At 47.5% G+C, this 24662-nt stretch carries 17 protein-coding genes; 9 read left to right on the top strand and 8 right to left on the bottom strand.

Annotated elements, in window-relative coordinates; all coding sequences use genetic code 11:
• Positions 1-785 precede the first annotated feature (785 nt).
• Positions 786-2108 carry an amylo-alpha-1,6-glucosidase gene (locus EL645_RS12100; RefSeq protein ID WP_126550311.1) on the bottom strand — a complete coding sequence of 441 codons (1323 nt, stop codon included), beginning with the start codon at positions 2106-2108 and terminating at the stop codon, positions 786-788.
• Positions 2109-2168: 60 nt separating this feature from the next.
• Positions 2169-3215, bottom strand: a complete 1047-nt coding sequence (locus EL645_RS12105; RefSeq protein WP_126550313.1) for a glycogen debranching enzyme N-terminal domain-containing protein — start codon at positions 3213-3215, stop codon at positions 2169-2171.
• A gap of 513 nt (positions 3216-3728) precedes the next feature.
• Here EL645_RS12105 and EL645_RS12110 point away from each other — a divergent pair.
• Positions 3729-4505, top strand: coding sequence for a transporter substrate-binding domain-containing protein (locus tag EL645_RS12110; RefSeq protein WP_161977326.1), 777 nt, complete (start codon positions 3729-3731; stop codon positions 4503-4505).
• A gap of 190 nt (positions 4506-4695) precedes the next feature.
• On the opposite strand, the gene EL645_RS12115 is transcribed toward EL645_RS12110, so the two are convergent.
• Positions 4696-5379, bottom strand: coding sequence for an HD-GYP domain-containing protein (locus EL645_RS12115; RefSeq protein ID WP_161977327.1), 684 nt, complete (start codon positions 5377-5379; stop codon positions 4696-4698).
• Positions 5380-5919: 540 nt separating this feature from the next.
• Between EL645_RS12115 and EL645_RS12120 the strand changes: the two genes are divergently transcribed.
• The 3 genes from EL645_RS12120 to EL645_RS39260 all read left to right on the top strand — a co-directional run bounded on the left by EL645_RS12120 (position 5920) and on the right by EL645_RS39260 (position 11182).
• On the top strand, positions 5920-7227 hold the full coding sequence (locus EL645_RS12120) for a metallophosphoesterase family protein (protein WP_126550318.1): 1308 nt from the start codon (positions 5920-5922) through the stop codon (positions 7225-7227).
• 57 nt (positions 7228-7284) lie between these two features.
• Positions 7285-10929, top strand: coding sequence for an AAA family ATPase (locus EL645_RS12125; protein WP_126550320.1), 3645 nt, complete (start codon positions 7285-7287; stop codon positions 10927-10929).
• 79 nt (positions 10930-11008) lie between these two features.
• Positions 11009-11182 (top strand): hypothetical protein, encoded by a 174-nt coding sequence (locus EL645_RS39260; protein WP_161977328.1) that lies wholly within the window; start codon positions 11009-11011, stop codon positions 11180-11182.
• A gap of 265 nt (positions 11183-11447) precedes the next feature.
• On the opposite strand, the gene murJ is transcribed toward EL645_RS39260, so the two are convergent.
• The 3 genes from murJ to EL645_RS12140 all read right to left on the bottom strand — a co-directional run bounded on the left by murJ (position 11448) and on the right by EL645_RS12140 (position 14375).
• On the bottom strand, positions 11448-13061 hold the full coding sequence (murJ, locus tag EL645_RS12135) for a murein biosynthesis integral membrane protein MurJ (protein ID WP_307720575.1): 1614 nt from the start codon (positions 13059-13061) through the stop codon (positions 11448-11450).
• Positions 12968-13690 (bottom strand): hypothetical protein, encoded by a 723-nt coding sequence (locus EL645_RS42565; RefSeq protein WP_246035346.1) that lies wholly within the window; start codon positions 13688-13690, stop codon positions 12968-12970. Before EL645_RS42565 ends, murJ begins: the two co-directional genes overlap by 94 nt.
• A 199-nt stretch (positions 13691-13889) precedes the next feature.
• Positions 13890-14375: a hypothetical protein gene (locus EL645_RS12140; protein WP_126550326.1), complete on the bottom strand. Its 486-nt coding sequence runs from the start codon at positions 14373-14375 to the stop codon at positions 13890-13892.
• 400 nt (positions 14376-14775) lie between these two features.
• On the opposite strand from EL645_RS12140, the gene EL645_RS12145 reads away from it, so the two are divergent.
• Entirely contained in the window at positions 14776-15486 is a 711-nt protein-coding gene (locus EL645_RS12145; RefSeq protein WP_126550328.1) for a hypothetical protein, read from the top strand.
• Between the two features lie 27 nt (positions 15487-15513).
• Here the strand turns inward: EL645_RS12145 and EL645_RS12150 are convergent, their stop codons facing one another.
• Positions 15514-16080 (bottom strand): PadR family transcriptional regulator, encoded by a 567-nt coding sequence (locus tag EL645_RS12150; RefSeq protein ID WP_126550330.1) that lies wholly within the window; start codon positions 16078-16080, stop codon positions 15514-15516.
• A gap of 469 nt (positions 16081-16549) precedes the next feature.
• On the opposite strand from EL645_RS12150, the gene EL645_RS12155 reads away from it, so the two are divergent.
• Together EL645_RS12155 and EL645_RS12160 are read left to right on the top strand one after the other, a co-directional pair.
• Positions 16550-17983 carry a helix-turn-helix transcriptional regulator gene (locus EL645_RS12155; protein ID WP_161977329.1) on the top strand — a complete coding sequence of 478 codons (1434 nt, stop codon included), beginning with the start codon at positions 16550-16552 and terminating at the stop codon, positions 17981-17983.
• Positions 17984-18404: 421 nt separating this feature from the next.
• Entirely contained in the window at positions 18405-18971 is a 567-nt protein-coding gene (locus EL645_RS12160; protein ID WP_218031821.1) for a hypothetical protein, read from the top strand.
• Positions 18972-19201: 230 nt separating this feature from the next.
• On the opposite strand, the gene EL645_RS12165 is transcribed toward EL645_RS12160, so the two are convergent.
• Positions 19202-20614 (bottom strand): glucosaminidase domain-containing protein, encoded by a 1413-nt coding sequence (locus tag EL645_RS12165; RefSeq protein WP_161977330.1) that lies wholly within the window; start codon positions 20612-20614, stop codon positions 19202-19204.
• Between the two features lie 671 nt (positions 20615-21285).
• Between EL645_RS12165 and EL645_RS12170 the strand changes: the two genes are divergently transcribed.
• Both EL645_RS12170 and gyrB read left to right on the top strand, forming a co-directional pair.
• Positions 21286-21876 (top strand): zinc ribbon domain-containing protein, encoded by a 591-nt coding sequence (locus EL645_RS12170; protein WP_126550335.1) that lies wholly within the window; start codon positions 21286-21288, stop codon positions 21874-21876.
• A gap of 706 nt (positions 21877-22582) precedes the next feature.
• A complete protein-coding gene (gyrB, locus tag EL645_RS12175) occupies positions 22583-24580 on the top strand; it encodes a DNA topoisomerase (ATP-hydrolyzing) subunit B (RefSeq protein WP_126550337.1) in 1998 nt (665 codons plus the stop codon).
• The last annotated feature ends 82 nt before the right edge of the window (positions 24581-24662 follow it).

Below are 24662 nucleotides of genomic sequence, written 5' to 3' on the forward strand. Positions count from 1 at the left end.
GCTGTGAGGAAGTTGTGAGGTTTCTGTGAGGTTTATAACCAGTGATATAGCCAGCTATGGAAAATGTGGATAATGTGGAAAACTTATCCACATTCAATGTGGAAAACTCAAATCTTGTGAGGAAGTTGTGAGGTTTCTGTGAGGTTGTTATATAGCCAGCTATATAACAATATAACCAGCTATATAGCCAGCTATGGAAAATGTGGATAATGTGGAAAACTTATCCACATTCAATGTGGAAAACTCAAATCTTGTGAGGAAGTTGTGAGGTTTCTGTGAGGTTGTTATATAGCTGGCTATATGGAGTGATAGGATGACTATCAACTAGACATAACTAATGTGGATAATGTGGATAAGTTTTCCACAATTTCTGTGGAAAACTTTTTGGGTGTGAAAATGGTGTGAAATTTTATAGCTGGTTATATAACCAGCTATTGGCTGTTGTGAGGTTTCTGTGAGGTTTCTGTGAGGTTTTCCACAGGCTATGTGGAAAACTTATGTTTATAGGAAAAATGCGTCAAAAAGTTATCCACTTTGAACATTATTTCATAAATCAGACCCTATTGTGAGTTATTATTCATGGCATTATGTCTATTAACGGTCTGTCAGTAGAGGCTACTTTTCCCCAAAAGTTATCCACATTCAGTGTGGATAACTTGGAAAAAGTGTGCAGAACTCCTTTTTTTTAAGGGACTTTAGTTAATACTGCTTGAGTTGCAGGTAATGGGTCTGTCTAGCTCGCTAAGTGCTATGGAGATTATTCTCTTCTTTGGTACTCTTCCTTATTAAAGGAGGAGTAAGCGTGTTGGATGGTCGATGCGCATTCTGACGAGCCGATTGTAGGTACGTAACAGCTCTGCTGTGCTGAGTATGGCCGCGCTTTGTGGTCCTGCTTGTTGTGGACTGGTGCCGTCAAAGATATTTTCACACATTCCTAGCAGTCCCTGGCTGAACCTTTCTTGCAGGGGCTCGAGCAATTTCATCCCTTTACGCCATAAATATTCCTGGAATAATTGATTGTCCTGCTCGGCTACTGCTTCTCTGCACTGGTTTAGCATGGCATCGATATAGGGACCTAGCAGCCAGACCCAGCAGCTGCCTTGATGCAGTGCTTGCTGGTAGGCCTGTGGGGCGCGGGGATCTATTTCGATGTGCGCGTGGTAACCTGGTTCTTGCGCTGCCATGCTACGTAATCCATATGGCGTAAGCAGCTGCTGAGTAATGATTTCAAAAACCTGGCGCCGATGCGTTGCGTCCAGTATGGGATGCGCTAGTGACAACGCGAATAGCTGATTGACACGTAGGGTGGCATCATTGCCCTCTGGCCCATCGATAACATCATACAGGTAACCTTGCTCAGTATTCCAGAAGCGTTGCTGAAAACTGTGTTTACAGTGACTGGCTTGCTGTTGATAATATACGGCGCTACTGCTTGTGTGGCCTATGTATTCTAAACGTTCGGTCCAGCTTTGCATAAGTGTCAGAGCGTGGTACCAGAGGGCATTGATCTCTACTGGCTTTCCTGCTCGCTGCGTAATTGGATGACCTTCATGATATTCGTTCATCCAGGTCAGGGCTTTGCCGGCTTTTTCTGCTATCAATAGTCCATCTGTGGGGTCAACCCGAATGCCATTATGGGTTCCCTGCTTGTAGCGGTTAATGCTTTCGACTAGCCGGGGAAAGATTTCTTCAAGGAACTCATAATGATCGGTTGCTTGCAAATAGTAGTTGAGCGCATAGATGTACCATAGTGTAATATCGGCATTGCTGTAACTATGATCGTTTAATGCTTGCCGTGTGGTGGGGAGCCGGTCGGGAAGAATTCCTCCTATAAAGTGGTCCGCCAGGCTACGTAAGAATTGATATGCCTCTGCGTATTGTTCTGTGGTCAGTAATAGGCCGGGAATGGCTATTAAGGCATCTCGTGTTCTATGTTCTTGCGCGAAATAGTCTGAGATTAAAACTATCTTTGCCTGATCTTCCCACCTGGAACTGATCGACCTATTAATTTTTTCTCTCTCAAAAAGGTTGGTAGCTGCAGGCTCATGTATGATGAAGGTGTTCACTGCCGTAGAGTAGCTGTTGTAGATAGCTTTGTCCGCCCGCATAGGGATCTGATGCAGTGGTAACTGGTAAGAGATGCGGCGGCGTTTCTGCTGGCATGGGCTCTATGTTTTCCTGGGGGCTGGCTGTGGGCGTAGCGCCCTTTCTAGCGTAGACTGGCGTTGTTCTATATTCTTCTTATAAAGAGCTGTGATGGCACGGTGTTGGTAGAGCTGAGGTGCCAGTTCTTCTGTGCTGACTACGATGGTGAGCGTTGACTGGCTATCGGGACATAGCGTTGCTCTAAAGACTCCTGGTAGATATAAATCGTCTGTGTCAGGCAGGCCTGCTGCTGCGTCGCAACGCCGTAGGAAATTCCAATACCATACCCCCGTCGGAATAAATGTGGCTTGATTTTCTGGTTGGCTGGTAGCTATGAGATGGTATGGGACCTCTATCGTGTTAGCTGTGATGGTGCAGCCAGCGCTCCCTCTCGGAAGTAGATAGCTGGCTGGATCTTCCTCACCGGCTGTGTTCGTGTCTTCGGTTTTATGTACCTTTACCTGCACCTGGGGAGCCTGTTGTCCACGCTTTGGCATGTTATAGGGTCGGTTAGCTGTAAATGGTAGCAAGGTAATGATACATTGTTTGCTCTCATCCTGTTCGTTCGCTTGCGCCAGGCGTCCATTGTTCAGGGATTGTGGCCCTGAAGCGTCGCTGCGTTTATAGGCTGGTTTATCCAGGGTGAGGGGGTGGCGTAAATTATATTGGATATAGGTGGTGTTGAAGCCTCGCGCCATCCAGATACGTTTCTCCAGTATCAAACCGTCTATGCCGCCTAAGCGGTAGGTAAAAATAGGAAAACCTTCTTCAAGCCGAAATGCTTCCAGGTGTACAAAACCTGATGGATTAAATATGCCATCCCTGTATTCATTGGTTCCCAGGTAATATGTACGCTGATCAAAGGTGAGCTCTTCATCAATTTTTGCTAGTAAAAGCTGTGGTTGTAGTACATTTGGCGGTGATGCCACCAGTAATCCGTGTGGCATTCGTGTAAGCACACCTGCAACTGTCCCTGCTGCATATCCTCCCAGACCATTGGTTACGAGCCATTCGCGGGAGATGGTTTCGTTGAGCTCGCAACAGATGCTGCGGTCAAAGCTGATGGCCATACTAGACCCTCCAAGCCCCTCAATGTGAGTTCCGCGACTACAAGTGGACAGTAGTATTGCCGTGTTTTTCGGCTTATATTTTGCACCTGACTATTCAATAGTGTATCACAACATCCTCTAAGAAACAGCCAGTAGCACATCATTTTTCCGGCATTTTTCTAATAAAGGTAAAATTCTTGTTGCTTACTGTGTATAAAATTCTTGTGTTTGTGACACCACGTGTTTATTTGACGTAATTACTTAATAGACGTAGGCATTTTTTGGTGCGCATCTGGTCTGGGAGTTGTAAAGGATGAGATAGCTAAGGCTTTGCTGCATCTGTCTGTGTTGTATGTGAGAGGAGTTTTCATTTTTTATGATCTATCCTTTTTGGGGGGCGGGCGGCGCTATCGGTGTCTGAATGTCTTCCTTCCTTTTTGTCTGTGCTCGCTTTTTCTGGTGGCTTGCGCTGGTGGGTCAGCTTCTCAAGTTTTGTTCCCTACACCATCACCTCCAGTAGATGATGGGCTGCATTTGATTACTGCCCATGTGCTGACTGTCGGTAGCTATACCAATTATTTTCCTCAGGAGTTTCTCGATCCTGCTAGTAAGCAGCCTGCTGGCTTTGATATCGATTTAATCCGCGACATTGCTTCGCAGATGCATGTAAAGGCAAATGTGACCTCAAATGATTTTCAATCGCTGATTGATGGCCTGGTAAATAGACGCTTTGATGTGGTCATTTCTGCCGTTAGCATGACTCCTGAAGCACAAAAGCGCGTAAATTTTATTCCATATCTTCGTGGCGGCAAATATCTATTGGTTCCTCAAGGGAATCCGTCGGCCGTTCATTCTTTGCAGGATCTTTGTGGTAAATCTGTTGCTGTGAAGGAACTGACCTCTGAGCGTCGTGAATTACTGAGCATGGGTGATGCGTGCCTTAAGAATGGTAAAGCTATGCTAAAAGTGGTGGTGGTGAAGCAGTACGATGCTGTGGTTCAGTTGTTGCAGAGCCACCATGTTGCCGCTGCTTATGAAGATGCTTCAGTGGCGGAATATTATTTAAAGCTTCACCCGGATGTGCTGCAGCTGCAGGGCAATATGGTCGGGGTGACGACAGAGGGTATTATGGTTCGTAAGGATGATACGGCCCTGCTCTCTACGATTCATCTGGCCCTTGAGGCTCTACAAAAGAATGGTATGTATTCTGCCTTAATTAAAAAGTGGGGACTTTATGGCAGTGATATTACTGTTCCCGCTAATTATAATACTCAGCCCCAGATCGCTACAGGGAGTTCCTGGAAGAAATAGCTTCTCTCTGAAGTTTTCTGCAGTACCATATAACCAAATAAAGCGCTAGAAAGCGGGAGGTGCAGGAGGGGCTCGCCGCCCCTCCTGACGGGGTGCGGGGTGACCCCGCTCACCTCTCTCCTCAACCCTCCCGCCGCAGGCGGGAGGGTTGAGCTTTGTTTCTACTACTTTTAAAAAGTGAAGATCATTGTCAGGAGCCAGCGATAAACATATTATAAAAACCAGGTTGCCGGAGACTCTTTAAGGAAATGCCACAGATATTCTGCGCTAAGGTGAAATCGGGCGTGATATCCAGTAAATGTACAAATGCTTGTAAGACAACCGGATCAAAGTTGGTGCCTGAGCCAGCCAGGAGGCGTTCTCGTGCTTCGTCCGTGGTGAGTGGGGCTTTGTATGGACGCTGTGAAGTGAGGACATCATAGACATCAGCTACCGTTAGTATTCTGGCGCTGAGTGGTATTTCTTCCCCTGCTAATTTGGCCGGATAGCCCTGTCCGTTCCAGGACTCATGATGATAGAGCACCGCTTCCACATAAAAAGGGTGAACTTCATATCCGATTAGTATTCTTGCCCCTGTAATTGGATGGCGCTCCATCTTCTGCCTCTCTTCGGTCGAGAGGGCCGCCGATTTGTTTAAGATGTCGTTACCAATCCAGGTCTTACCCAGATCATGTACCAGCGCGGCAAGCGCCAGGTCCCTTGCTTCACGACGGCTCCAACCGAGATAACGTGCCAGCCTTTGGGCATAAACAGCTACTCGGCGCGAGTGCTCGTATGTAACGATGTCGCGCTCTTGAATGCTCTGGGCTAATGAGAGGAGAACTTTTCTTGTTTCTTTGTCTCTCTCTAAATGTGTTAAATACTTTACTGCCACCACTCTGCTCTCCCACATATCTAACGAAACATGGTAACTTCCTGGCTACCAATAACAAATACGAATAAATTGCTCTGTTTGAGAAGCAAATAATACCAATTGGCTATCATTAGCCGACTTCAAGTATGATTTGAACCTCGGTCAACGTTTGCCCTTTATGCTATATTTTTTCTCGCTGTATTTTGGTGGGTCGCTATCATCTTAATATTTCATTTTTCATACTGTCTACGACAACGGTGGAATAAGTACTTTTGTATTACTTTGTACTACTCCTCTTATCCCCCAAATAGTCCCTCTTACCATCATGATTCGTTTTTAATCGTCTGCTTTTGTGATAGACTCACCTTGAGAAAAGAGCATTAACATCAATCAGCATCGCCTGTAAAACTAGAAACTAAAACATTGGATTCTGGATAATTATTTCTGGTCAACCGGACTTTTGATGTCCAATCAGGTTAGATATGTTTGATAAGCCTGGTGGCGTTTGTCTGATTTTGAGTAGCTTGGTTTCGCTAGTCAGCCAACAAGGAAGTGGTCCCGATGGGAGATGATATTTTGAAACATGATCTGGCATCAGATTCGAACCCTGAGAATCAACAGCAGCGTGAGGGTGTGATTACGGTGGTGTTGACTGCTGATAACCATCTGGGTTATACGGGCTTTGGGCAACATCCTCGTAAACGTGAGGAGCGCCAGCAGCGGCTGCGCCATGCGTTTCAGCAGGCAACGGATTTTGCTATTGTCCAGGGCGTTGATCTGTTTATTCAAGCGGGCGATCTTTTTGATACGACAGTGCCTGATGAGCGGGATCGCAGCTTTGTGGCCGAGCGTCTGGCTCAGCTAAAACAGGCTGGCGTTCAGGCCTTTGCGCTTGGTGGCGTGCATGATACACCTACCTCTGCTCAGTCTTTGTTGGGTGATACAACTCCAGCCCCTCAGATGAGTTATGCTCGCCTGGGCGCTCTACAGTATCTATCCCCAACGCATAAAAATGCTTCACAACAGCTTGAGCCTGTTATGGTGGATGTACGAGGAACCACTGTGGGTATTTGTGGCCTTGGCGTTCTTGCTGGCCAGGTAGGCGATCCTATGGCCGATCTGCAAGTTCAGTTGGAGATTGAGCGGGCCGATATTCCTCTGTTGGTTCTGCATGCTCCTATTGAAGGTCTGACAGTTGGATCTTCTCTCCTTGATACACGTGCTGCTGTCGCTCAGAATAGCATTCGTAAACAATCTTTTTTTTCTTATATTCTTGCGGGCTATCATCACAATCATAGCCAGTTGCAGATCGGGCAAACCGCTGTAATTGTGGCTGGGGCAACTCAGTACATTGATTTTAGCACTCCTGATCAGGCTCCAGGGTTTGTTTTTCTGGGGCTCGCCGCTGATGGCGTGCGTTGGTGTAATCATATCAGTGTCGATGCCCTTTCTATGCACAGCCTGGCTATCTCGACCGAAGAACTCTGGCCCGCGGATTCAACAAGCTCGCCGACCGATATCATGCTGGAGCGGCTGCGTCCTCTCTGTAAAGATGATGCGATGATTCTGTTGCGTCTGCATGGAGAGTTGACGCGCAGTGCGTATCACCAGCTTGATCTCAATCAAATCCGTCGCTATGGTGAAGAGCATTGTTTCGCCCTGGCTATCGATGATAGCGCCCTTTCGGTTTCAAATGAAGAGCTTCCGGTCTCTCTTGAGGCTGGTGAACGTCTCTCGTTACAAGAAGAGTTATCTTCTCTGGCTGATGATTGGATCGCTTCTTCCACCGATGAGGCTGAACAGAGGGCTTTAAACTTCACTAAAGAGGAATTATTGTTGGCCATAGATGAGCTGAAAAGTAGGCAGTAGCTGCGATGGTATCCAGTTTGAGCCCAGCAGTCTGGCACTGGCGAACGGAGTAGACCCATGATAATTCTAAAGCATTTAACAATTGAACGGTTCAGGCTCTTGCGCTCTATGAACCTGCACTTCCCTCAACGCGGTAGTATCTTAATTCAGGGCCCAAACGAGGCTGGGAAGTCTGCTCTCATTGAGAGTTTTTATTTCGCGCTGTATGGCGAGCCCCTGGCGTCTCGTCGCGGCCATCGGTCTTTGGATGATTTGATTCTTTATGGTGCCGCGAGCGCGGTTGTTACTCTTACTCTCTCAGTTGGCGCAACTGAACTGACAATCGCTCGTACGATTGAGCGTGCTAAGGGGCAATCGGCATCTTTATTGGTTCGACACCTGGGCATGCCTGATGAGCCTCCTGTTACAGATCTGGCCGCGGTGAATGAGCGCATTATCTCTGAACTGGGTAACTTGAATGGTGAGACACTGCGCGAATCAGGTCTGGTTGAGCAAAAAGGTTTGACTCTTCTGGAATCCATTTCTGGCTCGGCTCGCGAGGCGACGATACGCCATTTACTGGGTCTGGATGCGGTGACGACCCTTTCTGAGCAGTTTCAGGTGAAGCCAGAAGATGAAGAGCGCTTGGGTCTTTGTTCTGAGCGCCTCTCTCTGGCCGAGATGCAGGCACGCATTCCTCAAATTCAGACCCAACTTGGACAATTTGAGGTGGCCCTCGATGCCGTTCAGGTCAATGAGTATCTGGCGGATATCGAGCAACAAGAGTCGGATATTAGCGATTTAGAACAATCTCTTGAACAGATTCGCTCTCAACGCCTGGATTTGAAGGGCCGCCAGAGTCGTGTGCAGCAGTTGAAAAAGGCTGATGCGACCCTCTCTGAGATTATTGCTTCTTATGAAGATATCGCTGAAGCGCGCCGTGAGTTGCCTCTGCTTGAGCAGCGTATCGCTGATCTGGAGCGCCGTGAGCGGGAGGAGTTACCCCATATTGAGAAGCGGGTGAGCGATCTGGCTGAACTGACGCGCTCCTTTGGTACCCTTCAGCGTATGTCTAATGATTTGCTGACTGCTGTGGATTCTATTAAAGATTTAGAGCAGGAAGCTCGGCAGTACCAGGAGACACTTCAAAGTTTACGCGCACTCGATGAGCAGATCACTCAGGCTCGTTTGCGCCTGGCGGATACGCAGAAGAATCTGCAAGAGATGGAGGAACATCGGCGTGCTCGACGCCCTCAATTAGAGGATCGCTTGCAACGGTTGCAATTTCTGGCTGAACGCCTGGTCCATCTACGACAGCTGGAAGACAGCTATGTGCATCGCATTTCTGGCCGCTCGTTGGCCGAGGAAAATGCATTGCAATTGCAAAAAGTTATTCAGGACCTCAATGATGCTGAGCAAGAGCAGGAGTTGATGGAATCTGAAGCTCAGCAGATCCAGCAGCAGGCCGATGCGCTGCAGAAATCCTGGCGCCAGCTGAATATCAGGCGTCAGGTGGAGGAGTGGCATCGCTTAAAAGGTTTGTCTCAGGGTTTGACACAGGCTGAGCAACATGTCTATCAGGCTCGCCAACAACAGGAGAGCGTGACCAGCCAGAAACTTGCTGCTCGCGATACTGCTCATAAGCATATGCTTGTGATGGGTGGTTCTGTACTGGGTATTCTTTTTTGTTTATGCCTGGCCCTTTTTATGCTGGCAAGCAATATTATCATAGCAGTCATCGCTTTCATCGTGTTGGTGTTATTAATTGTCCCTGCTTATCTGAGCTATCGCAAGTATCAGAAAAATCACCTGGAAGAAAATGCCTTTAAGCTTCAAGAGCAAGAAGCGATTAGCCGCGTTAGTATGATGGTGTCTGCCCGTGAGGCCGCTATGCGTATGGCTGGTAACCAGGATGTATTGCGTCAGGTCGAGCAAGAAATTATCTCTCTTGGTGGTTCGGTTCCTCCAACGCTGGAAGAGGCTCAGTTGTTCCTGGATCGTACGCGCGATCAAGGTGATCTGGGTGATGCGCAGCAGAAGATGAAGGCGAAACTCGATGAGGCCAATGCTGCACGCCGTCGGGCTGATTCTAAACAGGAAGACATTGCCGCTTTGCGCAAGGAACGGACCCGCCTGGAAGGGCTGCGCAAGAGCGAGCAGTGGGACAACATTGAGGAAAATCTGCACAAGGATCAGATCTCTGTAGAGTTGATGCATCAGGAGATAACCCTTCTGGCCGGACAGGAAAGCCTGCCGATGCCGAGCATCAATGCGCGCATTCAGGCTAGTCCGGTGCCACCTTCTCAACCTTCTTTTGTTTCTGGCGCCCTGGCTCCCGTGTTCCCTCCGGAAGATACAACTGGTGTTCCTGAACTTGAGAGCATGGTCGATAGTACGATTAAGGCGACAGAACATGAGATTGCTTCTCTGGATGGCAAGTTAGATATGGTGGCCGAGCTGGCCAATCAGACTAAAGCTAATCAAGGGGCATTGGATGCTCTCTTTGAGCGTAAGCGTGTCCTGGAAGAGAGTATTGCTCGCTATCAAAATAATACTCCTGATATGCAGGTCGAGCGGGCACGTGAGCAACAGGTCGCTCTAAGTAGTGCGTTGCAGTCTCTTAAAGATTCTTTGCGTCAGCGTGTGAAGCCTTTAGGGGTGCGCTTTGGCCAGGCTGAAGTTGGCAGTGCTGAGACTGCTGCCCGCCGGCAACTTGAAGAGTTGCATATTACCCTGGGCAATAAAATAATGCTCCAGGAGCAACATTCTCACTATACAGATCTATTGCATCAGCGTCAGGCAGCTCTGTCAGAGCATTATAAGCAGCTGGCCAAGTTTAGTAATACTCTGGGAAGCTGGATCGTTCCTCTTAATCCGTTTGCTGAGGCCCTGGTCGCGCTTCGTAACCGTTGTCAGAAGGAATTGCTAGAGGCCAATGAAGAGGGTATCTTGCATGAGTTAGAGTCCCTCCAGCATCAGGAGAGTGCTTCTCATGCCAGGATTGAGCTTTGCCAGCAAGAGATCCGTGGCGATCAGGCCTCTATCTCTAATCTGTTGGCTGCCCACGATTGCGCGCAATCTGCTAGCTATGAGCGCCCCGACCTGGTTGCTAGCTGGCCTCTGGTTGGTGAATATGCGACTGAGGATCGTCAGCGTCTTGAGGAAGAGTCAGATGCTCAGCAACAGGAACTACAAGATTTGCTGGCGCAGGTTCAGGTGCTCGCTCAAAAGTTGGATACCAATGATGAGACGCTGGATCTTGAGCTGATGCGTTCACAGATGGATCAAGAGGAACGTTCCTATCAGATCAAAAAACATGGCCATCGTTTATTGCGGGAGGCTGAACAGCGACTTCTAAGTAAGGTACAGCCTCGTACTGAGTATTATATGCAGCAGATTTTACCCTTGTTGACTGGTGGCCGCTATCATGATGTGCATCTGTCAACTGAACCAGAAGAGGGAACTGTCAGTGGTGGCCCTTTCCAGATTCAGGTCTGGGATACTGGTGCGGGCGATTATGTCCCTACCTCTGTCCTTTCTGGTGGCGCTGCCGATCTGCTTTCTCTGTCCTTACGGTTGGCCTTTGCGATTGCGACGCTGCCGCGTGACTTGAATGCTGCTCCTGGCTTTGTGTTGTTGGATGAGCCGTTGAGCTCTTTTGATCGTGGCCGTGCTCAAGCCCTGGTAGATGTAGTAACTGGATATTCTAAGTCAGCACTTTGAGCAGATTATTCTGTTCTCTCATAGCAGTGCCTTTGATCCTGCCATGTTTCCATACCATCTCTATATGGATAATGGTTTTGTGGTTGAGAGCAATCTACCGATAGTTGCTTTGGATGCTGTCCCCCAGATCCTTACTGGCGAGGATAGCGTGCCCTTTACTCCGGTTCCCGATGTATTCGATGATGATGATGATGACGATGACGGCGCTACTGTTGCTGTCGCCGCCATCAAATTACCCTTAAATAAGAAGTAAGCTCCTATCTTAATACGTGCGCATGCGCGCCCGATTTTTTTTAAGGTATGGTACAGAAAACGTGCATCGCAAGTTTTCTGTACCATACCTTAAATTATGAATGGGATGTGCGGGGAAATAAGCATTGCACGTTTTCTGCATCATGTCTTAAGGGTTATGAATGGGATGTGTGGGGAAATGGGCGCCGCCCATTTCCCCACACATCCCATTCATAACCAGGTCGGGCGCGCATGCGCACGTAAGCAAGGGAACAACCCCCCCCCTTTTATAAAAGCCAGGATAACTTAAAGCGATCTAGCAAACGCCGTATCGGCCCCAACTCTTCAATCCCAAACAGGCGCGCTAAGCGTAGATAAACAATCGTCCCAATCAGGAGCTCAACCCCTAATTTGAGGATAGATATACCAATCTCAGGGGCGCCAGTAAAAATAAAACGATTTGTATCGGTCGTATTTAAGGCTACATCCAGCAATGCTCTGCAGACGAAGACCGCGATACTCATGCCCGCCGTAGCGGCCAGGACGCGCAGTGCAAAGATGCCCAATGAACGTTCGGTGAGCCCTTCAACCCTGTTATTTAACAAAATGAAGAGTGCGACCGCTTCAAGGATGCTGGCTATGGTTGTCGAGAGAGCTAATGAGCTCATTCCCCAGAATACACCCCCTATGGCAGTGAATGGGGTGATCAGAATCAGGCTCAAGGCAATTTTTAGGATAAATTGTCCTACGCTGATAATTACCGGCGTTTTGCTGTCCCTCATCGCATAAAATGAGCGTGTCAGAATCTCAATTGTCGCGAAAGCTGGCAGGCCGAGCGCAAACATATTTAAGGCCAGTACTGTGGCATTGGCCTTCTCCAGTGTAAAATGCCCCGCTTTATCGATGATATAGCTACCATGGGCTAGCAGCGCTTGTACTATTGGTAAACCCAGGAGTATCAACCCCAGACAGGATGGAATCGATAAGAAGAGGATGCCACGCAGGGTTTCTAGAATTAAGCCCCTCACATTCTCCATTTTTCCGCGCGTGACATATTCTGCCAGGGTTGGAAATGTGGCGGTTGCCAGGGCCATGCCAAAGACTCCCAGTGGTAATTGCATCAGTTGCATGGCCTGGATGGATTCTGTTTTGAGTCCATTGATGAGGTCATTATCGGTTGTGGCAAGGCCCAGGCGTCCAATTAGAAAGCTATCTACAAAGACTGATGAAGATAGCATGGTTGCGTTAAAAATCCTGGGAAGCATCTGGCGCCCAATCTGGATGACGGCTGGATGCCGCCAGTCAAGGGATGGTTTGAAATGCATGCCCACTCTGGGTAAACCTGGTATTTGGATTCCTACCTGTATCAAGGCTCCTAGAATGATGCCTACGCTGGCCGAGTAGACGGCGAACTGGGGATCGCCATGCCCGGTTATTTTAAGTATGAGCCCTGGTATGAGCCCGATAATTGATCCTGCGTTATATAGTACGGTGCCGATAGCTGGTAGAAAGAAGTTTTGACGTGCGTTGAGCACTGCGTTGGTAATTGAGCCTGCTCCTAGAATGATGGATTGTAAGAGCATGATGCGTACCAGGGTGACGATAATTGGTATGGTGGCGGCTCGTTCAGCTGTAGTTGGTGGATTATATAGCGGGACGATTTTGTCGGCGAAGATGGCGGCCAGCAGGGCTAAGATGACCATTATCAGGGTTGCCAGGGTCAGGGAGGCGTTGGCGATATGCCAGGCTGACTTTTCATCTTTGTCTTTGCTGATGTAGCGCGTAAATATCGGAATAAAGGCTGAGCTCAGCGCTCCTCCAGCCACAATGTTGAAAATGGTATCGGGAATAGTAAAAGCCTGGTAGAATGCATCCGAGAAAATGGTTGCCCCAGAATATATGCGGTCAGGCTGGTCTTGACAAGCCCCAGGACACGACTGGCAATAAATGATCCACTAAGGATAAAAGTGGCCTGGCCGACTTTTATCTTTTTCATTACTCCCGTATCTTGTTTGGCGTCTGTCTGTAACAGATCCTCATCGATGACTTCTTCTGCAGGGACTATTTCCTGGGGAGGCATTAGTGAGTAGAGGGGAGTTGTTGTTCGGGTTACCTGGGGCTTCTTGAATGAATGGGTAATATCGTGTTTGCTTTGTAATTGATGACGCGTTTGCTGGTAGCGCTTTTGTTGGAGATTGGCCATTCGCAACTGCGATAACATGAGCTGTGAGGGCTGGGGGACATCGGAATATTGGTATTCCATACCCTGGCCATATCCCAGTGAGGTACCCATATCTTCGATCGCTGCCTGGTAATTGGGTGGCATTGTGGTTTGTGTCCGGCGTGTCTGTGCATCTGAAGCATGCGCTGAATCTGGTGGCTGTGGCTGGGTTGGTGCATATTCGTAAAGCGAGTGGGTTATCTTTTTTGTTGTTTGTAACTTTTGGGAATCTTGCAATCTGGCAGTGGTTTTTTGCTGACCAGTCGATTCTCGAGGGGGTAACGAAGGCGGCTGTCGTTCGTTTTCCATTTATTCTTCTGCTTCTATGTCTTTAGCAATACCTGAGAAGTCCTTGATTGACGATCTAAACATGAAACTTTCATAGCATCACTATCTATCCAGGAGAAGTGCTTTATGGCAAGCATAGCACATCGATGTGCTTTCTGCTACCATATACTGCCATACTAGCCCTATTGGGCTCGCAGAAGCTTTAGCAGTTAATAAATGTTTAAAATATAGTATGGATTGAACGCCAGGGACTCGGGTTGCTGCTGGAAACCGCCGGAGCCCAACCAGGCTCTCCAAAAAGTAGATTTTCATTCCACTTTGGATTCTTACTGTAGTAGCAGTAGCGAATCTGCCAGTGCTGACCTATTTTCTTCTTTTCGTAGCAGGATGTTTCGATTCCAAGACGAAAAGCCAGTAACTGGGCATAATATGACTGGAGATTGTATTCCATTGTGTCAGTGTCAAGCTCGTGTTCTGTGAATGACATCTGTATATCAAAGCTATATGGATAATCTTTGACTTCTGGATCACGGTCTTCTTCTGCCGTTTGACGAATCAGCACCAACATGCCAAGCATATCAAATTGGCAATAGGGCTCTTCGGCAAAAGAATCGAGCGTAAATGGGGGCAGCGATAAGAGGTCGCGTATCTCTGTGGCAAGTTGTTGCAACGATTTGTCTGTTTTTATACAGATCTGAGATGACATATGAGCCCCTCCTTGCGGGTACGGGAGGTTTGTGTAAAAATCTAATCCTCATCTTACCCCTGATGAGTAGAGGTGTCAAGCCATATGATTACAATAAAGAGGAATTTTTAAAAGTTTAATTATATTTTCCATGTACTTGCATTCACGTTTATTGCTTGATATACTGGTAGTACAACTCTTCTTTAGCTGGATATCTAATTTCTACTGCTATTGAGAGCCTATTATTCGCTTAGAATGTGTCTGTCTCCCGTCATCATGGGAAGCGTGCCGCTCTTGCGCTTACGGGCTCTGGCGCGCCTGAGCTTTTTTTCTTGTGTGGCATAGAAAATGCGTACAGTGCACTTTTTGCACCACACAAAAAATACTATTTTATATCTGATTAGGAGTGAATAAGCCCTTCATGGCTACTACGCGTCGACCTTCTCGTTCCCGCACTCTTTTTCCTGCCCCTCCTCCTGTTCAGGAGGCACCTGTTATCCATGGCGACCTGGCGGTGCTGGAGCATTGGCTGAAGCATTATTGGGATAAGTTGCAGCTTTCTCAGGCTGAATTGAATGTGTTAGCTCTTACCCAGGATCGGCAGGAGTATATGCGTTGGACTGGGAAGCGCTTAAATACGATGGCTCTTGGGTGTTATTGTTATATTCCTGTACCTGCTCTTTCAGCGCGCCAGCGTGCTTCGGCTCCTGCCGATGTTTTGTTGCATCGCCATTTGATTTTTATTGAGCCGGCTATGCAGGCTAAATCGATAGAGGTGACGATTGCCCATGAATTGATCCATCTGGCGGATCGTGTGCAGGGAAATCCACGCCGTCATCGCCATCATGGCTATGATTCGATTGCAATTGATGAGGCGGCAATTACTGGCTATCCAGTTGAGGATTTGCGTGCCCTGTTGCATGAAGAGAGCTTGAGCCGGGAACGTGTTCGCCGCGCGCGTCGTCCGATCCGCTATGTCTACCAATGTCCGGGCTGTGGTAAACAGTATCCTCGCACGCGGCGCTATTCACAAGCCGTTTCTTGCAGCAGTTGTGATAAGGTCTATAACCCTCGTTACTGTCTTGCACTGGTCTCCACAAACGGCACTGATACGGCACAATCATCCACATAATTTATATATCAATCTATGTCTGAGCCTTTAGTATGTTGAGAGATGTTGGTTGGAGTGGGTAATGTTTTCTAATAGTTCCTGGAGCCATTCCAGTAGTGAATGGGTCTGGTAGATACGGCTACTCAGAACCACCTGGTCGAAAAATGCTGCATCGACAGGCTGCAGGGTTGTCGTCTGTTGTTTAGCTTGTAAATGTTGCAGGAAGTTTTGGCAAGCTTCAATTTGTTGTTGTAATAGTGGCTGTAATTGTGCTGGCTGTAGACGTTGTACAAAATATAGTTTAATCAAGAAAAGTATACGGATATCGCGTGGCTTTTCTACAGGTTGAATAACCCATTGGAGAAAGATATCATGTCCTATGGGGGTGAGCTGAAAAATCTTACGTGGTGGTCGTGTGCCCTGTGGCTCAATTTCTGCTTCAATATAATGGAGTCTTTCAAGTTTCTTCAAAAAAGCATACATCTGACTCATTTCGAGATGGATAATCTGTCCCAGTGTCCCACCTTCAATTAACTGAAACATTTCGTATCCGTGCATAGAACGCGTGTTGAGGAGCCCTAGAATCACATATTCGGCCGGTTCACTGATTTGCATCTTCTTAATCCTTTTTATCGAGCAGCTAAGACACCATCATTATAGTGCACCACCTACAGCGAGACAATCCTGAACTCCTGGGAATCAGGGCTCTTTCATGTTCGTCCAGAGATCACGAGCAAGCGATATGATGTCTATTCTTTCAGGCGTGGAGTGTGTGAGATGGGCGGCCGCAGCCGCTTCCCACCACCTGCAAACATGGAGATCACGAGCAAGCGATACGAGGCCCATTCTTTCAAGTGTGGAGTGTGTGAGATGGGCGGCCGCGGCCGCCCATCTCACACACTCCCAACCCGGCGCCGCAGGCGCCAAAGAGGAACATGAAAAAGCCCTGGCTGGAAATATAATTGCTTTTTATACAGTTTATGAATATGTAGTAGCTATGACAATAGCTGCAACAGAAATTTTCTTGAAAATTTCTGTTATTTTTACTGCGATGTGGATGGCGAGTACAAAGAGAGGTTTCATCATGAGTACCTATCCTCATGAACAATTAATACATACATTGAGTACCTTGTTGATCGAGCTGCACGCTCTGCAATTGCTGATGCAAACTGATGATCCACAAGAGCCTCCGCCAGACCTGAATGCTGTCCGTTCCGGAATGGCTGACCTGGAAGCATTGGCCGGCGAAGCTCTGAATATCGTGCGGTCCTCGCTTGAAGATGTGCCAATCCCTGAATTGGATGGTGTCGCGTTGACCGAGGCTCTCTCTCAAGCTGTTGAAGAGACGGCAGAGCGTTTAGCGTTGGCGAGCCGTATTTCGTTTTCGGGTGGAGATGAGCAGAATCGTCTAGTCGATCAAAAGCTCTCTGTCGAGGCGGAGCGCTTACTCTATCTGGTTGTGCGTGAGGCTCTGTACCAGGTTGCACAGCATAGTGGTACTCGGCGTTTGCGTTTTGCCTTTAATTATCGGCAAGAAGATGTACAGATAAGTTTAGAGGATGATGGTCTCCTCTCAGGACATAATACTTCCGCTGACACAGTCAATGATCAGCTTATGGTTGCCGCACCGCCTTTTAGTTTTCTTGCCCCTGCTGGCGATGGGCTCTGGACTCCGGTATTGCGCGTTTTACGTTCACGGCTTGAATATGGGGGAGGAACCCTGGAGGTTACGCTGCTAGAAGAGCGTGGTGTAAGGGTGCGCGTTAGTCTCCCCTATCAATCACACATAGTTCTCTCAGAGGGCTCTCAGTCGCTTCCTGGTCTCTCTGTAGCGCTTTCTGAACCTACATTGGTCAGTGAGTCTGCTGCGCTGTCTGAACAGGTTACTGTTTTGATTGTAGATGGATTGGCGGTGACGCGGGCAGGTTTGCATCGTTTGCTGGAGGCTTATCCTGGTTTGTCTGTGGTGGGTGAGGCTATAGATGGTGTGCAGGCTGTGAGTGAGACGTTGGAGTTGGGCCCTCAGGTTGTGTTGATGGATACTCAGTTGCCCAATGGACAGAGTCTGGAGGCTTTACGGCAGATTAAGCAGTTGAATCTCGATACCCGTGTCCTTCTGCTGGCGACCCAGGATCGTGAGGAGTATCTGTACGAGACGTTGCGGGCAGGGGCGGATGGCTATGTGCTGAAGGATATTGCTCCCGATGAGTTGGCACAGGCTGTGCGGACGGTGGCGCGCGGGGAGATGTTGGTTCAGCCTCAACTGGCTGGTCGCTTACTTTCGCGCTTTGGCCGCCAGGGACGTGGCAATAATCGCTATGATACTTTGACCACTCGTGAATTAGAGGTGCTACGCCTCCTGGCCCGTGGCTTGCGCAATAAAGAAATTGCTGCTCGCCTCTATGTCAGTGAGCGCACCGTCAACTTTCACCTGGCCAATATCTATCAAAAATTAGGTGTGTCAGGCCGGACAGAAGCTTTGAGCAAGGCCCTTGAGCAGGGTCTGGTCACCACATAAAACAATTGGCAAGTGTCATTTAGCAATTCACAATTACTCAAGGCGGTCACATATCAGATTCAGATACTGATATGTGACCGCCTTATCTTGCCATATACTCTTCTGGCATCCTGTGCTAATTTTGCATGGATATTATTTTTATGATGTTTAATATGAAATAATATATTTATTCAATATAGGTATTGAATTGAATATATAAATATGTTATCCTGAATATGTAATTTACACGTAAATTATGTACATGAGATACTTTTATCCATAAAGTCATCATATGTACGAAGATGAAGCATAGTAATACTCATAGGTGTCGTTCTTTACTCCAAAGATAGCGCAAGATGCAGATGTCTTCAGGAGTGTGTGAACTTTGACTTGTTGGGTATTCATGTTTACTCTCTTGAGGAGAGAAAGGATGTTCTCCACTATGAAACGTCTCATATCATTAAGTGCAAGTTTTATTATGATAACGACGTTATTCTCGTTCTTTTTTGTTGGTAGCGCCTCTGCTCACAGTTATCAATCCTCCACTGTTCTTAAACCCATGGGTACGGCACCCAGTTGCCAGATTGAGCATAGTTGGCAAGATCAACTTCTTGGAGTAAACAACGATCAGATCTACTATATTGGTGATCAGTACATCGATGGATGCATAAAGTCTTTAAATGATAGGTATGTCCTGGTTATACAAGCAGATGGCAACCTCGTATTATACGACACGGTCCTTAGTGGGCAACAAGCGATCTGGTCAGACAATACTGCAGGAAAAATAATCTTTAGTGGCTCTAACTATGCACAGATGCAAAGTGATTGCAACTTCGTTAATTATGAAAGTTCTATTCAACCTGTGTGGTCTTCTCGCACCAATGGCAGAGGAAATGCTTGTGTTCTCAGGCTTCAAAATGATGGAAATCTCGTTATTTATGGTAACCAGGCTTCAGCCAATGCGGAGTCAGGTTCTGTGATTTGGGCCACAGGGACTGAGGGTAAATAGATAAATGCCTCCAGCCTCATTTCAGGAACTATTTCAGTCCCACTCCTGGCATTTGCCTTGATGTCATTAGTATTGGTGCGATAGCAAAAATCCCTCACCAGATCTCTGGTGAGGGATTTACAATAAGAGTCAAATACGCTCTCGTAGAGTGCCAGACTCCCATCACTACCGTGTTGCTTGAGTATGAGCTTTCGTGCCTGGGGTGCTCCGAAATTGCAAGCGTGCCATACCTATATTATTCCTGATCGCCAGCGATCGATTGAATATTTAAGGGAGCTTATATATGCAGCCTCGTCATTGTTATCGGAATTGGGGGCGTAGGTAGGAATGATTTTTTCAATCGTATCTTTATGCAATTCAATGACATACAAATTACGAATGAGTGAATACCAGGTTTTGATGCCATCATCCCAGCTATCCATTTGGGCATACCCATCTCCACTGGCATTTTGATCTACACACGCATGATTTTGTATGCAGCGGAGGTTACCTATTGAGAGGGTTTTTCTAGCTTCTCCTTTGGTGCCGAAGGTGCTCTCATGTTGGAAGAAGGCCAGGGCAAAGACTGGATCGATTCCATATTGAACCCCCATATCATAGAATACTTGCCCTTTGCCAGCTGCCGGTGAGTTTGCGTTTGCCAAAACTTTATTGATGAAGGCTGCGCTGATGGTTGGTTTTCCCATGACCGCATAAGGGCCGGTAGAGTGTTTGATACTTGGCTGAATAGGGGCTGGAGCCGCCTTCTGCCAGTCCTGGGCCTGTGAGCCACCAACCTGGATGCTATAGGTCTGCCCTACTCCAAAGTTGAAATTTACTGTATTTACGCGTTGAAACATCCCTGCTGATATGAGAACTAGCAGGGATATGATCGCGAAGGTAAAACAGATAAGCCATGGATTTAACCAGGGCTTATGCTTTTCTAGTGGCTTGATCGGGGGGGTATCGTGAGTGAGTGCCCGGTCAATGTCGACGGCCCGATTGATTTTTGTGGCCGGCAATATTCTGGTATTGTTAGGTGTCTTCAGCCCTTCTAATACGCGGGTTGTATTGGCTGTCGGCTCCTCTTCTTCAATGAGTACCTGGGTCGCATAGGGCACCCGCGGAGCAGGTAGATTTTTAGTAGCAGTTGTTCTGGTGCTGGTCGTAGGTTTGTCGATAGTGATCGCTTTTGCGCTGGTAATAGCTTTGTCAGCAGTAGTTGTTCTAGTACCAGTGGTTTTGTTGGCTGCAGTCGTTTTGGTACCACTGGCAGTTTTATCAGTCGTAACATTCCTGTTGGTTGTTCTGGTGCTAGTCAAGGGTTTGTCGGCGGTGATATTTTTGTTGGTTGTTCTGGTACCGGTAGCAGGTTTGTCAGCGGCGATATTTTTGTTGGTTGTTCTAGTACTGGTAGTGGGTTTGTCTGTAGTGATATTTTTGTTGGTTGTTCTAGTGCGATTGTTGGGTTTCTCAGTTTCCACAGGGGTCCGTAGAGGTGCACTTTCTCGGCTGAAGGTGAATGTTTCGGTAAGTGGCACTGTGTCAATGGCGGCGTTTTCTCCCGTCGCGGATAAATCCCTGGTTGCACGTGCAGGGATTGCCGAGCGAACTTCGGTAGTCGCCTGAACTTTGGGCTTTTTGGCGTAGCTCCCACTCGCCATGAACATGACCTCCTTCAATAGATACGAACTTTTGTTCTAATTATAACACGTCCGCACAATCCCCCCTGCTAAACAGCTTTTATGCAACTTGACGCATAGAAATACAGCTAGCTACAAACTATCATATCACCCTAAAAGCGGCTAAAGAATAAGAAATTAGTCCTGTTTACAGGAACTAGATTAGAATTTTGTCTTACCATATAAAGCGAAAACCTTTTTAGTTTTTAAAAGAAAGAAGCCACTCTTTTAATAACGGATAATCTTTGAAAAAATATGCATATATTTGTTTGCCCCCTTTGCTTATCCCGATTGATGACCGATGATAAATGATAAGGGTATCTTCCTACTTTGTTTGAACCCTGTCTCTTTTCTTCCTGGCTTGGATGTATTATGTATAGTAGGGACAGTTGAGTTGTTGCCGTGGGATATATGTCCTGTAGGAGGTGCAGCAAGGCATGACAAATATCCCTATGGGGTTGCATGCACAAACAATTCATGGCAAACTGGCTAAGAAATATGTCAGCAATTCGTAACATATAGTCCTAGGTTGTCATCAGGGTACATTGTAAAACGTTGTAAATTGCAGTGTATGTAAACTAAAAACAAAGTGGGCGCAATACCTTGTGCTTAATAAGTAATGAATTTTCTATTCTGAAAGGGGCGTTTGTCCTGTGAACTTTTCATTGGTGCTACTGGCGACTAGCCCTAAGGCATCGTCGTCGCCAGATATAATGGGAACAATCCAAAGTCTGCTCGGACCAATTATTGGTTGTCTCGTCATGTTCTTGGTGATTTTTTCACTGAGTTTAATCATCTGGACTTTCCGCGATATTCGTGCACGTACGCAAGACTTCGTGTCCCAGATCCTGGCTACTGTTCTTGTTGCCCTCTTCAATGTGGGTGGTTTATTTATCTACCTCATCTTGCGTCCTCGTCAGACCCTGGCGGAAATCTATGAGCGCCAATTAGAGGAAGAGTCTCTGTTGGCTGAAATGACGGAGCGCCAGACTTGCACCAATTGTCACGCTCGCGTTGAGTCTGATTTCCAGGTCTGCCCTTCTTGTGGCCAGAAGTTGAAACGTTCTTGCCCCAAATGTGAGCGCTTGCTTGAGTTGCGCTGGACCTATTGCCCTTATTGTGCCAGCAATGTTGGTAGTGCACCGATGCCAGGCAATATGCCGGGGATTTCAATGCAGGGTGTCCCTCCCAGTTCTTCTTTGCAGGGCAATCCCAGTATGCCGGTTAGCGGTAATCGCTATTGATGCGTGGCCAATGATGTTGCCTCAGGTTAGTTAAGGCTCTCTCCTTTTGTGGTATGATGTTCATAAAAGATGAGAGCCTGCTGGCTGATATGTTTCCTCTCTTTTCTTCCGCTTTTTTACTCTACATTTGGAACCTCTATATAGTGGCCTGAAATGGCTTGAGCCGGCCTCTTATATGTGCTTGTACGTTCATCCTATCTGCTTTGTTTGTTGGTCGAAATGTGATATAATGATGTGACGAAATGTGGCATCCGTTACCGCATTTTGGCTAATCTGTCAGAATGTTTTTCATATAAGTAGGCAAGTCTCCACAAAGAAAAAAGCTTCTTAGCACGTCTGTATATGCTATTAGTGTGTGCAGCATCTAGCGTGTAACCCCATTTGGAGCCAGTTTTGTGTGAGGCGATTTGTATCCCTGTGTGAGGAAACTTGTCCAGAGCGATGCGATCTTTTGCCCATGCGTTCAGCGAACCTGCTTTTTCTGTGTGCTGAATGCTTTGCAGGACCATGCTCTATGCAATAGCCCCCGTTTATGGAACGGTTAAGTCTGGCGAAGGTGCTGTCCTTAATGTATGCCATTCAATCGTATGAGCTCAGCCGCGAGTGGGCGGCGTTCACGATTGCTTTTTAATAGTGTGTGGCCCACGCCTCTTTGGCAGGGTTTCTTATTGGAGTGTTTTCGATGGCAAAGACGAGAGAATCGATAATGTCAGAGCAACTCCCTGATGGTTATGATGATGCTCTACTCACTGAACAAAAAAATTCGAGTGGGAATGGTGAGGGGAAAGTGAACGACAACGGCAACGGTAATAGTTATAGCGGACAGAATATTCAGATTCTCGAAGGCTTAGAAGCCGTCCGTGTACGTCCTGGTATGTACATTGGTGCTACTGATCAACGTGGACTGCATCATCTCATCACTGAGGTTGTTGATAATAGTGTTGATGAAGTGATGGCCGGCTATGCCGATACCGTGAAGGTTGTGATCCACGCTGATGAGTCTGTGACCATCGAAGATAATGGACGCGGTATTCCTGTGGATGAGCATCATCAGCGTCCGGGTATGTCGACCCTTGAGGTTGTAATGACGGTGTTGCATGCTGGTGGTAAGTTTGGCGGTGGTGGCTATCAAATTAGTAGTGGCTTGCATGGTGTGGGTGTGTCGGTGGTGAATGCCCTCTCTGAGTGGTGTCAGGTAGACGTAAAACATGATGGCCATATCTATCGACAGCGTTATGAGAAGGGGGTTCCGGTTACTCCTCTGGAAAAAGTTGGTACTACGAACGGTACCGGTACGATTACGACTTTCTTGCCTGACCTCTCGGTGATGGAGACTCGTGACTATAGCTTTGATATTCTGGCTCAGCGTTTTCGTGAGATGGCCTACTTGAACCGTGGTTTGACGATCGCTCTGTTTGATGAGCGCACTGATCGTGAGGCGACGTTCTACTTTGAGGGTGGCCTGACCTCTTTTGTGCGCTACCTGAATAAGAATCGCAATACTCTGTCTCGTCCTGTGAGCATTCTCCGTGATATTGATAATATCAAGGTTGAGGTGGCTTTACAGTATAACGATAGCTGGTCACCAACAGAATATTCATTCGCCAATGGTATTAATACCGTGGATGGCGGTATGCATATCACTGGTTTCCGCAGTGCTTTGACGCGTACCCTCAATGATTATGCGCGTAAGGCTAATCTGCTCAAGGAGAAAGATGTCAATCTGACCGGTGACGATGTGCGCCAGGGCCTGACCGCTGTTATCAGTGTTAAGATCCCTAATCCTCAGTTTGAGGCGCAGACCAAGTCTAAGCTGAATAATGCTGAGGTTCGCCCGGTGGTGGAGATGGTGACGGCCGAGGTTTTGAATCAATATCTTGAGACAACCCCGAGTGAGGCGAAATCGATCATTGATAAATGTTTGATGTCTGCTAGAGCGCGTGAGGCGGCCAGGGCGGCCCGTGATCTTATTCAGCGTAAGAATGCTCTGGATAATACTCTGCCGGGTAAATTGGCCGATTGTAGTGAGCGTCGGGCCGATCGCTGTGAACTCTATCTGGTTGAGGGTGATTCGGCTGGTGGTTCTGCTAAACAGGGTCGCGACCGCCACTTCCAGGCTATCCTGCCTCTGCGTGGTAAGATCCTGAATGTCGAGCGTGTTGGCCTGGATACGGTGCTGAAGAGTGATGAGATCAAGAACATTATTACTGCCATTGGTGTAGGTATCGATGAGCATTTTAATATGGCTCGCCTGCGCTATGGCCGCATCGTCATTATGTGCGACGCTGATGTTGATGGTGCTCACATTCGTACTTTGTTATTGACTTTCTTCTATCGCCATATGCAGCAGTTGATCTCCGATGGTCACCTCTATATCGCGCAGCCCCCTCTCTTCCATGTGAAGATGGGCAAGAATGTGCGCTATGTCTATACCCCTGAAGAACGCGATGAGCTGATCAGCGAGTATAGCGCCTCCCATAATGGTAGAGAGCCTGAGGTTGGACGTTTTAAAGGTCTCGGTGAAATGAACCCTGAAACACTCTGGGATACCACTATGGATCCCGGGAAACGTACCATCCTGAGGGTAAACATCGACGAAGCTGTTGAGGCCGATAAAGTCTTTAGCATGCTGATGGGCAGCGAGGTAATGCCCCGCAAGCGCTTTATTGAGAGCCACGCCAAGAACGCTAACCTCGACGTATAGGCGCCCTGATCCAAAAATTTTTTCATTAAGAAGCCTGATCCTCTTTAAATGGACCAGGCTTCTCTATTGCGGTTTTTGATTA

This window comes from Dictyobacter kobayashii (assembly GCF_003967555.1).
Taxonomy (GTDB): Bacteria; Chloroflexota; Ktedonobacteria; order Ktedonobacterales; family Ktedonobacteraceae; genus Dictyobacter; species Dictyobacter kobayashii.

Excerpts from the sequence above, each read along its gene's own strand:
- EL645_RS12155 (WP_161977329.1), top strand. The coding sequence starts at position 16,550 with ATGAGTACCTATCCTCATGAACAATTAATACATACATTGAGTACCTTG.
- gyrB (WP_126550337.1), top strand. The coding sequence starts at position 22,583 with ATGTCAGAGCAACTCCCTGATGGTTATGATGATGCTCTACTCACTGAA.
- EL645_RS12165 (WP_161977330.1), bottom strand. The coding sequence starts at position 20,614 with ATGGCGAGTGGGAGCTACGCCAAAAAGCCCAAAGTTCAGGCGACTACC.
- EL645_RS12145 (WP_126550328.1), top strand. The coding sequence starts at position 14,776 with ATGGCTACTACGCGTCGACCTTCTCGTTCCCGCACTCTTTTTCCTGCC.
- EL645_RS12125 (WP_126550320.1), top strand. The coding sequence starts at position 7,285 with ATGATAATTCTAAAGCATTTAACAATTGAACGGTTCAGGCTCTTGCGC.
- EL645_RS42565 (WP_246035346.1), bottom strand. The coding sequence starts at position 13,690 with ATGGAAAACGAACGACAGCCGCCTTCGTTACCCCCTCGAGAATCGACT.
- EL645_RS12120 (WP_126550318.1), top strand. The coding sequence starts at position 5,920 with ATGGGAGATGATATTTTGAAACATGATCTGGCATCAGATTCGAACCCT.
- EL645_RS12105 (WP_126550313.1), bottom strand. The coding sequence starts at position 3,215 with ATGGCCATCAGCTTTGACCGCAGCATCTGTTGCGAGCTCAACGAAACC.
- EL645_RS12140 (WP_126550326.1), bottom strand. The coding sequence starts at position 14,375 with ATGTCATCTCAGATCTGTATAAAAACAGACAAATCGTTGCAACAACTT.
- EL645_RS12150 (WP_126550330.1), bottom strand. The coding sequence starts at position 16,080 with ATGCAAATCAGTGAACCGGCCGAATATGTGATTCTAGGGCTCCTCAAC.
- EL645_RS12160 (WP_218031821.1), top strand. The coding sequence starts at position 18,405 with ATGAAACGTCTCATATCATTAAGTGCAAGTTTTATTATGATAACGACG.
- EL645_RS12100 (WP_126550311.1), bottom strand. The coding sequence starts at position 2,108 with ATGCGGGCGGACAAAGCTATCTACAACAGCTACTCTACGGCAGTGAAC.